The sequence below is a fragment of the Enterococcus sp. AZ067 genome (assembly GCF_051715005.1).
Taxonomy (GTDB): domain Bacteria; phylum Bacillota; class Bacilli; order Lactobacillales; family Enterococcaceae; genus Enterococcus_D; species Enterococcus_D casseliflavus.
Map to the genome: position 1 here is coordinate 3,688,481 of NZ_JBIOSY010000001.1, position 15,263 is coordinate 3,703,743.

The window sequence follows — 15,263 nt, forward strand, 5'->3', positions numbered from 1 at the left end:
TTTTCGTGATATTTCCTTTTGCTAAACAAAAAAGCTTGCCATTCCGAAGAATGACAAGCTTTTCCGTCACACTGAGTCAATCAGGTGCTGGGCATTGATTAGTTTTGGCTATTCAATGCGTCTTCAGCAGCCATTTGTGCTTCGATGTCTGAGATGCTGTAGACATTTTCGCTGGCAACTGTTACTTCTTTTGGTTCCATTTCACGGTAACGAGGCATACCAGTACCAGCTGGGATGATCTTACCGATGATAACATTTTCTTTCAATCCAAGAAGTGGATCTTTCTTGCCGCGGATCGCTGCATCGGTCAACACACGAGTGGTTTCTTGGAAGGACGCAGCAGACAAGAAGCTGTTGGTTTCCAAAGATGCTTTCGTGATCCCTAGTAGGACTGGACGGCTAGTTGCAGGAACGCCGCCGGCTACCAATGTGTCGTAGTTGCGGTCTTTAAAGTCGGCGATATCCAACAATGTTCCTGGCAAGATGCCTGAATCACCTGGATCCATGACGCGGACTTTACGCAGCATTTGACGAACCATTACTTCGATATGTTTGTCGCCGATTTCTACCCCTTGCATCCGGTAAACGCGTTGAACTTCCCGTAATAGGTAGTTTTCAACCGACAAGACATCGCGAACTTGTAACAGTTGTTTGGGATCGATCGAACCTTCCGTCAATGGCGCACCACGATGGATAAAGTCGCCTTCTGCTACTTTCATCCGGGCAGTATAAGGAACGGTATACGTACGCGTATCGGTTTCCCCTTTGATAGTCACTTCTTTGGTCCGAGTTGAAGGGTCTTCTGAGATATCGATGACTTCTCCGGTAACTTCGGTAATGACCGCTTGTCCTTTCGGATTACGGGCTTCAAAGATTTCTTGGACACGAGGGAGACCTTGCGTGATATCGTCTCCGGCAACCCCGCCGGTATGGAAGGTACGCATGGTCAACTGAGTACCAGGTTCACCGATTGATTGGGCAGCGATGGTACCGACTGCTTCCCCAACTTCAACTTCAGAACCAGTGGCTAAGTTGCGACCATAACAATGTTTACATACACCATGTTTGGTGTTACATGTAAAGACAGAGCGAATGGATACTGTTTCGATACCAGCGTCCACGATGGCTTTAGCTAAATCTTCAGTGATCAATTCATTGACCCCTAGAAGGACTTCGCCAGTTTCAGGATGGATCACTGATTTACGTGTGTAACGTCCAATCAAACGTTCTTCTAAGGATTCGATGATTTCGTTTCCTTCGCGAATTGCTTGAATGTCTAAACCACGGTCAGTACCACAATCGTCTTCACGGATGATGACATCTTGGGCAACGTCAACGAGACGACGTGTCAAGTAACCGGAATCGGCTGTTTTCAAGGCGGTATCGGTCATCCCTTTACGGGCACCATGGGTCGAGATAAACATTTCCAAGACAGACAGACCTTCACGGAAGTTTGAGATGATCGGCAATTCCATGATTCGTCCGTTAGGCGCGGCCATCAATCCACGCATCCCAGCAAGCTGAGTAAAGTTGGAGATGTTACCACGGGCACCGGAATCAGACATCATGAAGATTGGGTTTTTCGCTTCCAATGATTCCATCAGTTTTAACTGAATTTCATCTTTGGCTGCATTCCAAACACCAATAACTCGTTCATAACGCTCGTCATCGGTAATCAATCCACGACGGAATTGTTTCGTGATCGTTTCTACTTGCTTGTGGGCATTGTCGATGATGTCATGTTTTTCGTGCAAGTTCATGATATCAGCGATACCAACGGTGATACCCGCCATTGTTGAGTGGCTGTATCCTAAGTCTTTCATGCGGTCAAGCATGCGTGACGTTTCAGTGATGCGGAAACGTTTGAAGACTTCTGAAATGATGTTTCCTAAGTTTTTCTTCTTGAATGGGCCAACAAGCTCTTGTTCTTTGATGAAGGCAGGCACATCTGTACCAGCTTCAATAAAGTACTTGTCTGGTGTTTGAACCGTCAAGTTGTAGTCTGTCGGTTCGTTCAAGAATGGGAATTCTGGTGGCATGATCGAGTTAAAGATCACTTTACCCACCGTTGTTACCATCAAGCGTTGTTTTTGTTCAGACGTGAATGGTTTGTCCCCTAAAGTGTTTGGATTGATAGCGATCCGTGTGTGTAAATGCACGTAGCCATTGCGCCATGCCGTAACTGCTTCGTCCATGTCACGGAAGATCATGCCTTCCCCTTCACGGCCTTCTTCTTCCATCGTCAAGTAGTAGTTCCCTAGGACCATATCCTGAGATGGTGTTACAACTGGTTTTCCGTCTTTTGGATTCAAAATGTTTTGGGCTGCTAACATCAGCATACGTGCTTCTGCTTGCGCTTCTTCGTTCAATGGTACGTGAACGGCCATTTGGTCTCCATCGAAATCGGCATTGTAGGCTTCACAAACAAGTGGGTGCAAACGAATGGCACGGCCTTCAACTAAGACGGGTTCAAATGCTTGGATACCTAATCTGTGAAGCGTAGGTGCTCGGTTCAATAGCACTGGATGTTCTCTGATGACATCTTCTAAGACATCCCAAACTTCGTCTTCTTGACGTTCGATTTTGCGTTTGGCATTTTTGATGTTTGACGCGATTTCACGAGAAACAAGTTCCCGCATCACGAATGGTTTGAACAATTCGATCGCCATTTCTTTTGGCAGACCACATTGGTACATTTTAAGGAATGGACCAACGACGATAACTGAACGACCTGAGTAGTCGACCCGTTTTCCTAGCAAGTTTTGACGGAAACGACCTTGTTTCCCTTTCAACATGTGAGAAAGAGATTTCAATGGGCGGTTCCCTGGCCCTGCAACTGGACGGCCGCGACGACCGTTATCGATCAAGGCATCGACTGCTTCTTGCAGCATCCGTTTTTCATTTTGAACGATGATGTTTGGTGCATTCAAATCTAACAAGCGTTTCAAACGGTTGTTACGGTTGATTACACGACGATACAAGTCGTTCAAGTCACTTGTGGCAAAACGTCCACCTTCTAATTGCACCATTGGACGCAAATCAGGCGGGATAACTGGGATAACGTCCATGACCATCCAGCTTGGTTTGTTTCCTGAAGCACGGAATGCTTCTAAGATATCCAAACGGCGGATCGCACGGGTCCGTTTTTGACCAGTCGCGTTTTTCAATTCTTCTTTTAATTCAGCAACTTCGCCTTCAAGATCAACGCCATCTAATAATTGTTTGATGGCTTCGGCACCCATTGCTGCTGAAAATTCTTGACCGTATTGGTCACGTTTTTCACGGTATTCCCGTTCAGTCAATAGTTGTTTTTTCTCAAGACTGGTGTTTCCTGGTTCAATCACTACGTAAGAAGCAAAGTAGATGATTTCTTCCAATGCACGTGGGCTCATGTCTAAAACAAGACCCATCCGTGAAGGAATGCCTTTGAAGTACCAAATGTGTGATACTGGTGCTGCTAGTTCAATGTGTCCCATGCGTTCACGACGCACTTTTGAACGTGTTACTTCCACGCCGCAACGGTCACAAACGATGCCTTTATAGCGGATCCGTTTGTATTTGCCGCAAGCACATTCCCAGTCTTTGGTTGGACCGAAAATACGCTCGTCAAACAACCCTTCGCGTTCAGGTTTTAACGTACGGTAGTTAATGGTTTCTGGTTTTTTTACTTCACCATAAGACCAGCTTCTGATTTTTTCAGGAGAAGCCAAACCGATTTGCATACTTTCGAATTTATTTACATCGATCAAAAAAGGTTCCCTCCATTTCATTTCATGGACATATCCGATAGAACGGGGGCTATTTCCGCTAGTGGCGGAAATAGCGAGGGCCGTCTATTATTGCAAGCGATCTTCTGCTGTCTCGATTTGTTGGTTCAACGCGTCGGCGGCATTTTTAGCTTCTGTTTGTGCTTTTTGTTCTAATTCACGGGCTGTTTGTTGCTCCGCAAATTTTGTTAAGGCATCAACGGTGATCAAATCATCATCGTCATCATCCATATCACGTAGTTCGATCTCTGCATCATCGATATCTAGGACACGCATGTCTAGACCCAGTGATTGCAATTCTTTTACTAATACGCGGAATGATTCTGGTACACCTGGTTTTGGAATTGGTTCCCCTTTGACGATCGCTTCGTATGTTTTCACACGACCAACCACGTCATCTGATTTGTAGGTCAAGATTTCTTGCAAGGTGTAAGCAGCACCGTATGCTTCCAGTGCCCAAACTTCCATCTCTCCGAAACGTTGTCCACCAAATTGGGCTTTTCCTCCCAATGGTTGTTGAGTAACCAATGAGTAAGGTCCAATGGAACGGGCATGCAATTTATCATCGACCATGTGGGCCAATTTGATCATGTACATGACACCAACGGAGATGCGGCCATCAAATGGTTCGCCGGTACGTCCGTCGTAAAGCACTGTTTTGGCATCGCTGGCCATTCCTGCTTCAGCAACCGTTGCCCAAACATCTTCATCGCTGGCACCATCAAAGACTGGTGTTGCCACGTGAATGCCTAGTTGACGCGCAGCCATTCCTAAGTGTAACTCTAATACTTGTCCAATGTTCATCCGAGAAGGTACCCCTAATGGGTTCAGCATGATGTCGACTGGTGTGCCATCTGGTAAGAAAGGCATGTCTTCTTCTGGCATAATGCGAGAAACGACCCCTTTGTTTCCGTGACGTCCGGCCATTTTATCCCCTTCATGGATTTTCCGTTTTTGAACGATATAAACGCGAACCAGCATGTTCACACCTGGTGACAATTCATCGCCAGCTTCGCGGGTAAAGATTTTGACATCGTGGACGATTCCGCCGCCGCCGTGAGGCACGCGTAGAGAAGTGTCACGCACTTCGCGGGCTTTTTCACCAAAGATTGCGTGCAATAAACGCTCTTCTGCTGAAAGTTCCGTTACCCCTTTTGGCGTGACTTTCCCAACAAGCAGATCGCCATCTTTGACTTCCGCACCAATGCGGATAATCCCCATTTCGTCTAGGTCTTTCAATGCGTCTTCCCCAACGTTCGGGATTTCGCGAGTGATTTCTTCAGGTCCTAATTTTGTGTCGCGGGCTTCTGATTCATATTCTTCAATATGGACAGAAGTGTAAACATCATCTTTCACCAAACGACGGCTCATGATGATGGCATCTTCATAGTTGTACCCTTCCCAAGTCATGAATGCGACTAAGACGTTTTGTCCTAGTGCCATTTCGCCTTGTTCCATAGATGGGCCATCTGCTAAGATGTCGCCTTTTTCGACTTTTTCACCAAGTGCCACTAATGGACGTTGGTTGTAGCTGGTTCCTGAGTTTGAACGACGGAATTTGGTAACAGAATAAACGTCCAATGCGCCATTGTCACGACGAACGCGCACTTCGGCTGCGTCCACGTATTCTACGATTCCATCATGTTTACATAACAAAGCAGCTCCTGAGTCATGTGCTGATTTGTATTCCATACCAGTACCAACCCAAGGTGCTTTCGGATTGATCAATGGTACAGCTTGCCGCTGCATGTTGGCACCCATCAAGGCACGGTTGGAGTCATCGTTTTCCAAGAAAGGAATACATGCGGTTGCGACTGCGACTACTTGTTTTGGTGATACGTCCATGTAGTCGACTTTATCGATCGAAACTTCCAAGTTTTCAGAAGTAGCACGCGCCATAACAACGTCGTTTACGAAAGAGCCGTCTTCATTTAACAAGCTGTTTGCTTGGGCCACAACGTAGTGGTCTTCGGTATCGGCAGTCAAGTAATCGATCTTGTCAGTAACACGGCCTGTTTCGCGGTCAACTCGACGGTATGGTGTTTCAATGAAGCCATACTTGTTGACTTTGGCATAAGAGGCCAAGCTGTTGATCAACCCGATGTTTGGTCCCTCAGGCGTTTCGATCGGACACATACGGCCATAGTGGGAATAGTGAACGTCTCGGACTTCATAGCCGGCACGGTCACGGGTCAAACCACCAGGTCCTAAGGCAGATAGACGACGTTTATGGGTCAACTCACCCAGTGGGTTTGTTTGGTCCATGAACTGTGACAACTGAGAAGAACCAAAGAATTCTTTGATACTTGCGACAACCGGACGAATATTGATCAATTGTTGCGGTGTCAAGGTTTCGGTGTCTTGGATCGACATCCGTTCACGCACGACACGCTCCATCCGAGCAAGCCCGATCCGGAATTGGTTTTGCAATAATTCACCAACAGAACGAATCCGACGGTTTCCTAAGTGGTCGATGTCATCGACATTGCCAATGCCTTCCATCAAGTTGAAGAAGTAGCTCATTGAAGCAATGATGTCTGCTGGACGAACCGTACGTGTAGCAGTATCTGGATAGCCATTACCGATCACGTTGACTTCTTGTTCTGGATCTTTTGGTGAAAAGACTTTGATGACTTGGACGGTCATTGGTTCGGTCACGACCCCATCTTCTGATGGATAGTACGTTACACTGTTTAGGCCATTATCGATAAATGCGCCTAGTGTTTCCATGACTTGGTGAGTCAAAACAGTGCCTTTTTCAACAATGATCTCGCCTGTTTCAGGGTCAACCAAGGTTTCTGCTAAGGTCAAGTTCAATAGACGTGTTTTCAAGTCTAATTTTTTGTTTACTTTGTAACGACCAACATTTGCTAAGTCGTAACGTTTTGGATCGAAGAAACGTGCGTTCAGCAAGCTACGTGAGCTGTCTGCTGTTTTTGGCTCGCCTGGACGAAGACGTTCGTAAACATCTTTCAATCCTTCTTCGGTACGAGAATCGCTTGCGTTTTTATGCAAGTCTTTTTCGATCGTGTTGCGCAATGATTCACTGTCGCCGAAAATTTCAAAGATCGTGTCATCAGAACCAAACCCTAGGGCACGGACTAAGACCGTCAAAGGAATTTTACGGGTACGGTCAATCCGTACGTAAGAGATATCTTTGGCATCAGTTTCCATTTCTAACCACGCACCGCGGTTAGGGATAACAGTTGAACCAAAGCCTTCTTTGCCGTTTTTATCGACTTTGCCATGGAAATATACACCCGGAGAGCGGACCAACTGAGAAACGATAACCCGTTCTGCCCCGTTGATGATAAAGGTTCCTTGTTCAGTCATTAATGGGAAATCACCAAAGAATACTTCTTGGGATTTGATTTCCCCGGTTTCACGGTTCGTCAAACGCAAAGTAACATGTAATGGTGCCGAATAGTTTGCATCATGGGCACGTGCTTCTTCTACTGTATACTTTGGTTCTTTCAATTCATAATCCACAAATTCTAGGGACAAGTTACCGTTGAATCCTTCGATTGGCAAAATATCTTCAAACATTTCTCTTAGGCCCTCATCTAGGAACCATTGGTAAGAGTCGGTTTGAATTTCAATCAAATTCGGTAATTCTAATACTTCACTGATCCGTGCGAAACTTCTACGTTCGCGATGCTTTCCGTATTTTACTACGTGTCCAGCCAAGCTCTTCACCTCTTCATAAAGTCTTTCAAAAAGGCTATCCGATTATTTACAAAACTGTAACAAATATTAAATATAGGTTACAGAAAGCATTTTTTGCGGCTTTTAGGCAAAAAAAAACCAAAAATAGAACGGATGCATTGGGCATTTTCTACTTTTGTTTCCTTATTCCTAAGCCGAAACGGACAATATTTCGTTTCTGCTTTTTTCGTTCAGATAGTTTTTGCAACTCCTTATTATACAGATGAAGTACTTTTCTGTCAAGCTTTCATTGGAAGTTACAATGCTTTTCTGACGCACCCATTTCCTAAGATTTTCTAAAGAAAAAAACAAGGCTGGTGAGGACTGTTTTTCGTAAGAAACTACTTTGCTTTTTGCCGATTTCTTGCTATGCTAACGAAAACGTTACACGTGAAACATTAGGAAGGATATCCTTATGACGACAAAAGAAAAAATACTGACCTTATTACAAAAAGAAGATACTGTACTGTCCGGAGAAAAACTAGCCCAAGCCTTGTCGATCTCTCGTACAGCAGTCTGGAAAGCCATTAAAGAACTTGAGAAAGAAGGCTATCATTTCGAACACTTGGCCAACGGCTATCGCTTTGTCTCCGCTGACCGCTACGATCAAGCAGCACTTGCAGCCGCCTTGCCGATGATCCCCACGATTCAAATCAAGGATGCTGTTGAGTCTACTATGAAAGAAGCCAAGATCGCCGCTTTGGACAGTGGACTGGCAACCCCCGCCCTTTTTTTGACCGAAACGCAAACAGGCGGCCATGGCCGCTTCGAACGACCGTTTTTCTCACCGAAAAAACAAGGGATCTACATGAGCTTGCTCTTAAAACCCAACCAAGCGTTTCAAGAATTGCCGCAATATACCGTTTTGGCTGCGGTGGCAGTCGCAGAAGCCATCGATGCCCTTCTAATGAAGGAAACGGCCATTAAGTGGGTCAACGATCTGTACTTAGATGGAAAAAAAATCTGCGGTATTTTGTCTGAAGCAACCAGTGACTTTGAAACAGGCCGCATTACCTCGGTTGTGATCGGTATCGGCATCAGTTTTTCGATTCCGCAACAGCAGTTTCCAGCAGAGATTCGGGAAAAAGCGACCTCACTCTTTCCTGGTGAAGAGTATCCAACCTTTTCTCGGGCAACCTTGATCCAAGAAATTTGGCGTCGGTTCTTCCAATTATTGGCAAAGCTGCCTGACATGGATTATATGGCCCGCTATAGGCAGAAATCCTTCGTTTTGGGCCGCACCGTTCAGTTTACACAACAAGGTGTGACCTATGAAGGAATCGCCAAAGACATTACTAACACCGGTGAATTAGTGGTGGAAACAGCAACGGAGCGCAAGGTGCTTTCTTCTGGAGAAATCAGTTTGGAACGGTATTGATGCTGCAAAAGTCGCAAATCCGCTTGCTGATTCGCTGCTTTCGCAGGGAATCAGTCAAAGCAATCGCGAGCACACATGCTCCATAAACAGACCTGCTTATTCCGAGGGGTCATACAAAAGAACAACCTAGGCAGCTCCCCTTTCTATCGGGTTTAGCCACTGTCACCAAAACTTTACTGTTGCAATCAGGATCGCAGAGAAAGCGAGCCTCATCTTTTCATAATAAGTAGGATGCTTGTTCTTTTATCATGTCTTTTCTACAGTTTTTATGTGCTATTTCATTCCCCACATAAAAAAGATCGACCTGCTCTTTCAAGAGCCGGTCGATCTTTTCTTTTACAGCAATTGCCACATCAGGCACAAAAGTAAGCCCAAGGCATAGCTGCTGTTGAATAAAATCATGTTCTTAATCGAATAGCCAAAGCTACGTGGGTGGGGCAGGCTGGCTTGATGTTCTTTCAAGTTTTGACGGATTTTTGGCAGTGTCAGAAACACGAGCAAAATCGGCCATTGAAAGAGGCCAAACAAGAGGCCCAATAAAATAGCGGCATAAGACGCCAACATCATGCCTTGAAACAGACGGATACCTGCTTCGCGACCGATGTAGTACACCAGCGTGTAGCGATGGTTTTCGATGTCGGCTTCCAGATCCCGTAAGTTATTGGCTAACATGATGTCAGCAATCGTGAAAATCAATGGCAAGGATGCCAACACGATGGCACACACAGCCCAGAGATTCCCCACTAAGCCAAAGGTTCCGTTCGCAAAATCCAGTGCCAGATAAAAAACTTTTTGATCAATGGTATTGATATAGATCGTGATGGCAAAAATCCCTAATCCCATCGTTACACCGCTGAATACCTCGCCTAAAGGCATCCGCGATAACGGAATGGGGCCAAAGGTATAAAAGACCCCGATAAAACAAACCACCAGCCCCATCACTAGCAGCAGCCAGCCGGTAACAAAGGTCAAGTAAAGACCGATCAGTAAGGTTCCTGCCAGCATCGCAAAAATCAGATTGCGAACAGTAGCTTCTGAGATGTTTTCGCGCCCGATCACATTGTGCTGGTATTTGTAGGTCTCTGATTTGGCTTTTTTGAAATCCATATAATTGTTGATGGACGTCGTCGTCAAATCAAACAGCAGCATCCCCAGAAAAAAAATTACAGTATTCAACGGATGAAATTCATGAAAATACACCAACGAGAACAACACACCCATAATGAAGGGGAAGACACTCGCCACCTTGGTGCGGATCTCCACCACTTCTAAAAACACTGAAAGAGACATCTTTCACTCCTCCTATTCTAAATCAGCACGATCACCCATCGTGTAGCCTGATTCCTCTGAAAGCTCAAAGGTATCTTTGATGCCGTCTGTTACGTACACTTTATCTTCTTTTGTGATAAAGATCGCATCGGTTCCCTTTTCGGTATGCTGTTCGATATAAGCCAAGCCTTCTTTGACTCCTTTATCAAACGCCACCGTAGTCAACCCGTCACCATCGATGGATTTGTCAGTGATCACAGTCACACTTGCTACATCGCTATCGTAAGGATAGCCAGTCTCAGAATCAAAAATATGGTGATACGTTTTGCCGTCTACTTCTAAGTAGCGTTCGTAGATCCCTGAAGTAACTACTGTTTTATTGGTTTCTTTGATACTGCCGATAATCGAGCCGCGAGATTTGTTTGGATCTTGGATTCCGACATTCCATGGCTCATCTGCACCGCGGTTGCTATGACCTAACACATAGACATTCCCGCCCAAATCAACGATCGCGGAAGTCACGCCATTGTCCTTCAGCACTTTGACGACTTCATCCGTGATGTAGCCTTTGGCGATCGCCCCAAGGTCAAGGATCATGTCCTTGTCTTTTAAATACACCGTGTGGTCTTCGTCGTTAAACTCGACTTGTTCATAATTGATATGTTTCAACGCTTCATCGATCTCAGATTGCTCTGGCTTGCGGGCATCATCAAAGCCGATTCGCCATAATTGGGTGATCGCACCGATGGCCATATTAAAGCCGCCTTCTGATTTCACACTATAATCATAGGCTTCTTTCAACAAATAATAGATATCATCTGAGACCTTCACTGGCTTGATGCCAGCTTGCGCATTGATTTCATCGATCTCTGACCCTGCTTGATTGATGGTGATTTTATCGCCTAACTCTCTGATGCGGTCAAAGGCAGGCTTCATAGCGTCCTCTTTGCCTTCATCATAAATGCGAATCCGAGTATACGTGCCTAATAAAAATTCTTCTTGAAAATATGGTTCTTCTCGCAGCGTCGTTGCTTCCTGATCACTGCCGCAGGCTGCCAACATTGTGCCTAAAAAAACAAACATCAGAAAAAACGTTACTTTCTTTTTCATGATTTTCCTCTTTTCTATTATCTTCAACCTTCATATAATAGCCTTTTTTTGGCAGAATGAAAAGGGGCATTCCGTGATTCCTCAACGTATTTTAGGAATCCTTAATCGAACCTTTTCTTCTTTGTAAAAAACCATTCTTTTTTAAAAAACCTTCCCACCAGATTGCTTTCTTTTGCACGAACTTGCTTTTTTGACCTTGTTGCCCACGAAAAAAAGACAGCACTCAAAACGAATGCTGTCCTCTTGATGGAAAGAAGTTGTGATTATTCAGTAACGAAGTTATCCACTTCGATTGTTGTTTGGTCGCCTTTTTCAGCGGCATTCAACAATTGTTGTGCATAGATAACAAAGCTGTGGAAGCTGTGGGTTGCCCCTGAAACAACATCCATGTCTGCCACAGAGCCGTCTTCGGCATTGACTGCAGAAACAAAGGCTTCATTGAAGTTTGGAATGAACTCTTCTGGACTTGTACCAGATTTTGCTTCCATGTTTTCGTTGTATGATGCATCATCTTTTTTCGACTCGCCTGCTTCGTTTAGGTAGTCGTAGTTTGATTCAGAGATTTTGCCGTCAGCTACAGTCATTGAGAAGACTACGCGGTAACCGTTTGAGTAGTTCTTTTCTTCTAATGTATAGGTTCCGTCTTTCAAGTCTGCACCATTGTCGATTTCAATGGTTTCCGTGTTGCCTGCTTGCGCCGCTTGAATCAATTGTTGTGCATAGTTTTGGAAGGAATCAAAGGAATGAGTCGCGCCAGAAACTACTTCGATTGAAGAAGGGCTTTGTGCGGCAACTAACTCTTCATTGAATTTAGGAATAAATTCTTCTGGGCTGATGCCTGCTTTTTCTTTCATTGTTTCATTGTATTCAGTGTTTTCTGTTTTTGATTCGCCATCCGCATTGACGTTGTCATATTTTGATTCAACGATTTTGCCGTCTTTGACTGTGATCTCAAATGTGACACGGTAGTCGTTTTTATAGTTCTTTTCTTCTAAACGATACGTACCATCTTGCATTGGCTCGCCTGCAACGACGGTTGCTTCTGAGCTTTCTGTAGTTGCAGAATCGCTTGCAGAAGTTTGTGATGTACTTTCACTAGTTGACGAAGAACCTGTATTGTTGTCGTCTGCTCCGCATCCCCCTAACAATAATGCTGCGAATGAAAATACCGCCATACCTACAATCAATTTCTTTGCTTTCATAATTATCCACCTTTTACTTGTTTATTTTCCCCACAAAAAAGTTTGTGATACATCTAACATTGTAAAGTAAATTTACGAGATGTCAACCGCTTCCTTTCCGCTTTTTCAATAAAAAATGACTTATTTTTTGATTTTCGCAAGTTTTCACGAATTTCAGGAAATATGCGTTTTTTTCATCAGAATCGTTAGACAAATGAACCATTTGTCTATATAATAGGAACGATTGTGTAATTATTATCATAGATTATTTTTATTAAGGAGAGATTTGCAATGGCAAAGAAAAACATTGTCGTTGTCGGTGCCGGTTATGCAGGCGTTTCTGCTACGAAGTACATGGCAAAGAAATTGAAAAAAGACAATGATGTTGAGATAACATTGATCGACCGTCACTCTTATCATACGATGATGACTGAACTGCATGAAGTCGCTGGAGGACGTGTAGAACCTACCGCAATTCAATATGACTTGCAGCGCTTGTTCTCACGCAAGAAAAATGTTCGTTTAGTAACCGATACAGTAACTGGGATCGATAAAGAAAATAAAACCGTCCAAACAAAATTAGGCAGCTATTCATTTGACTACTTGATCTTAGGGATGGGTGGCGAACCGAATGACTTCGGTACACCTGGTGTCAAAGAAAATGGCTTTACTCTATGGTCATTTGACGATGCTGTCCGCATTCGCGAACACATTGAAAAAACTGTCGCAAAAGCAGCGATCGAACCAGATGCAGCATTACGCAAAGCAATGTTGACCTTTGTCGTTTGTGGTTCTGGATTTACCGGGATCGAAATGATCGGTGAACTGATCGATTGGAAAGATCGTTTAGCTTCCGATTATAAATTGGACCCAAGTGAAATCAGCTTGAAAGTCGTTGAAGCAATGCCAACGATCTTGAACATGCTTGATCGTAACGATGCAGCCAAAGCAGAACGCTACTTGAAGAAAAACAATGTTGATCTTGTCTTGAATGCACCAATCGTTGAAGTGGCACCTGACCACATCAAACTAAAAGATGGTTCAACGATCCCAACCCACACATTGATCTGGACTGCCGGTGTCAAAGGAACTAGTGATGCTGCTGATTTCGGTTTAGAAACAGCCCGTGGTTTCCGTCTAGTTGCCAATGAGTACATGGAAGCAAAAGGCTACGAAGACAAAAACATCTATATTATTGGTGACTTGGTTTACTTCGAAGAATTCCCGAATACACCAACACCACAAATCGTGCAAGCAGCTGAACAAACAGGTCACACTGCAGCAACGAACATCGTTTCAGCCATCAAAGGCGGCGAAAAACATAAATTCAAAGGAAACTACCAAGGATTTATGGTTTCCATCGGTGCCAAATGGGGCGTGGCGAACTTATTCAATAAGATTCACCTGAGCGGTTTCTTAGCGATCATTATGAAACACATCGTTAACTTGAAATACTTCTTTGATATTCGTTCTGGTTACTACATGTTCCAATACTTGATGCATGAAATCTTCCACATCAAAGATGACCGGACAGTAGCCCGTGGTCACACGTCTCGTTACGGTAACGTCTTGTGGAGTGTTCCGCTTCGTATTTTCTATGGTCTTGTCTGGTTCGTTGAAGCCTTCAAGAAAATTTTAGGTACGAATGGGGAAGTCTTCAAACCTGGTACTTGGTTCGGTGAAGGTTCTTGGTTCCAAGGCAACAGCGTATTCCCTTGGACTTGGGAATATCAAACAGTCGCTGATGCAGCAAGTGGTGCTAGTGAAGCAGCCGATGCAGCAAGTGCCGCTAGTGGTGCCGGTGAAGCAGCCGATGCAGCGACACAAGCCGCACACTTCGGTTTGAGCTATGCCTACGGTGAGCAACCAATGATCGTGATTGAAAAATCACCTGACTGGTTCACAAAAGTTATGCAATTTATCATGCCAAACAACGACGTTGCAATGTTCTTCCAAAAATTCATGGTCTTCTTTGAAATTGCTTTAGCTCTTGCATTGATGGCTGGTTTCTTCACTTGGTTAGTAAACGCAACGACTATCGTTTTAGTGTTGACTTTCTGTATGTCTGGTATGTTCTACTGGGTAAACATCTGGTTCATTCCAGTTGCATTTGCCTTGATGAACGGTTCAGGACGCGCAGTCGGTTTAGACCGTTGGGTAATCCCATGGTTGCAACGTACCCTTGGAAAATGGTGGTACGGTACCCCTCGCTCCTTATACGGCAATAAATAAGCCAGCAAAATAGAATACCTGTACGACTTCATGAGACTAAGACATTCTGATTTTCAATCAGTGTCTTGGTCTCTTTCCAAGTACAGAACTTTTTCTTGATCGTCCTTGCACAGAAATCGGTGGATTATTGAGGATTCAGCTAGTAGAATCTTGTCTTCTTATGCTAGAATGAGACACATCACATGAAAGAACAGGAGTCTTTTTTGATGAAATTAAAAGAATTTATCCGCGATGCCCATTTAAAACCATGGGATGGCGTCATCATACTTGTTTTGATCCTCAGCTCTTTTTTACCGATTTTTATTTTTGGCCAAACGCAAACAGCGGACAAAGAAGCCGTCTTGCGGGTCGATGGGACAGAAATCAAGCGTTTTGACTTAGTTGAAGGTCAAAAAACGTACACCTATCTTTATGAAGATGAAGATGGCGATACCAATTTACTGGAGATCGAAGGGGATCGGATCCGAATCAAGGAAGCCGATTGCGGCGACCAGATTTGTGTCCGCCGTGGCTGGGCCAGTAAAAATGGGGAAACCATTGTCTGTCTGCCTCATAAATTGGTGATCGAAATCCAAGCCGCAGATGGGAGTGAGACCGACGATCTAATCTATTGATCGTTTG

The 15,263-nt window shown here is 44.4% G+C and carries 8 protein-coding genes; 3 read left to right on the top strand and 5 right to left on the bottom strand.

What is annotated here, in order from left to right:
- Window positions 1–98: 98 nt before the first annotated feature.
- Together rpoC and rpoB are read right to left on the bottom strand one after the other, a co-directional pair.
- Complete coding sequence (gene rpoC / locus IGI82_RS17490) at window positions 99–3,749, bottom strand: DNA-directed RNA polymerase subunit beta' (RefSeq protein WP_301388535.1); 3,651 nt, start codon at window positions 3,747–3,749, stop codon at window positions 99–101.
- Between the two features lie 87 nt (window positions 3,750–3,836).
- A complete protein-coding gene (rpoB, locus tag IGI82_RS17495) occupies window positions 3,837–7,454 on the bottom strand; it encodes a DNA-directed RNA polymerase subunit beta (RefSeq protein ID WP_008381746.1) in 3,618 nt (1,205 codons plus the stop codon).
- Between the two features lie 433 nt (window positions 7,455–7,887).
- Here rpoB and IGI82_RS17500 point away from each other — a divergent pair, with 433 nt between their 5' ends.
- A complete protein-coding gene (locus IGI82_RS17500; protein WP_142974312.1) occupies window positions 7,888–8,850 on the top strand; it encodes a biotin--[acetyl-CoA-carboxylase] ligase in 963 nt (320 codons plus the stop codon).
- Window positions 8,851–9,186: 336 nt separating this feature from the next.
- Here IGI82_RS17500 and menA read toward each other — a convergent pair whose 3' ends face one another.
- From menA to pplA, 3 genes are all read right to left on the bottom strand, one after another.
- Window positions 9,187–10,140 (bottom strand): 1,4-dihydroxy-2-naphthoate polyprenyltransferase, encoded by a 954-nt coding sequence (gene menA / locus IGI82_RS17505; protein WP_347483139.1) that lies wholly within the window; start codon window positions 10,138–10,140, stop codon window positions 9,187–9,189.
- 12 nt (window positions 10,141–10,152) lie between these two features.
- Window positions 10,153–11,229, bottom strand: coding sequence for an FAD:protein FMN transferase (locus IGI82_RS17510; RefSeq protein WP_005230331.1), 1,077 nt, complete (start codon window positions 11,227–11,229; stop codon window positions 10,153–10,155).
- A 263-nt stretch (window positions 11,230–11,492) separates the two neighbouring features.
- Window positions 11,493–12,431, bottom strand: coding sequence for an extracellular electron transfer flavoprotein PplA (pplA, locus tag IGI82_RS17515; protein WP_016608361.1), 939 nt, complete (start codon window positions 12,429–12,431; stop codon window positions 11,493–11,495).
- Between the two features lie 270 nt (window positions 12,432–12,701).
- On the opposite strand from pplA, the gene IGI82_RS17520 reads away from it, so the two are divergent.
- Window positions 12,702–14,642, top strand: a complete 1,941-nt coding sequence (locus tag IGI82_RS17520) for an NAD(P)/FAD-dependent oxidoreductase (protein ID WP_438842579.1) — start codon at window positions 12,702–12,704, stop codon at window positions 14,640–14,642.
- A gap of 206 nt (window positions 14,643–14,848) precedes the next feature.
- The gene (locus IGI82_RS17525) at window positions 14,849–15,256 is read left to right on the top strand and encodes a NusG domain II-containing protein (protein WP_010748871.1); all 408 of its coding nucleotides are present in this window, start codon (window positions 14,849–14,851) and stop codon (window positions 15,254–15,256) included.
- Window positions 15,257–15,263 lie beyond the last annotated feature (7 nt).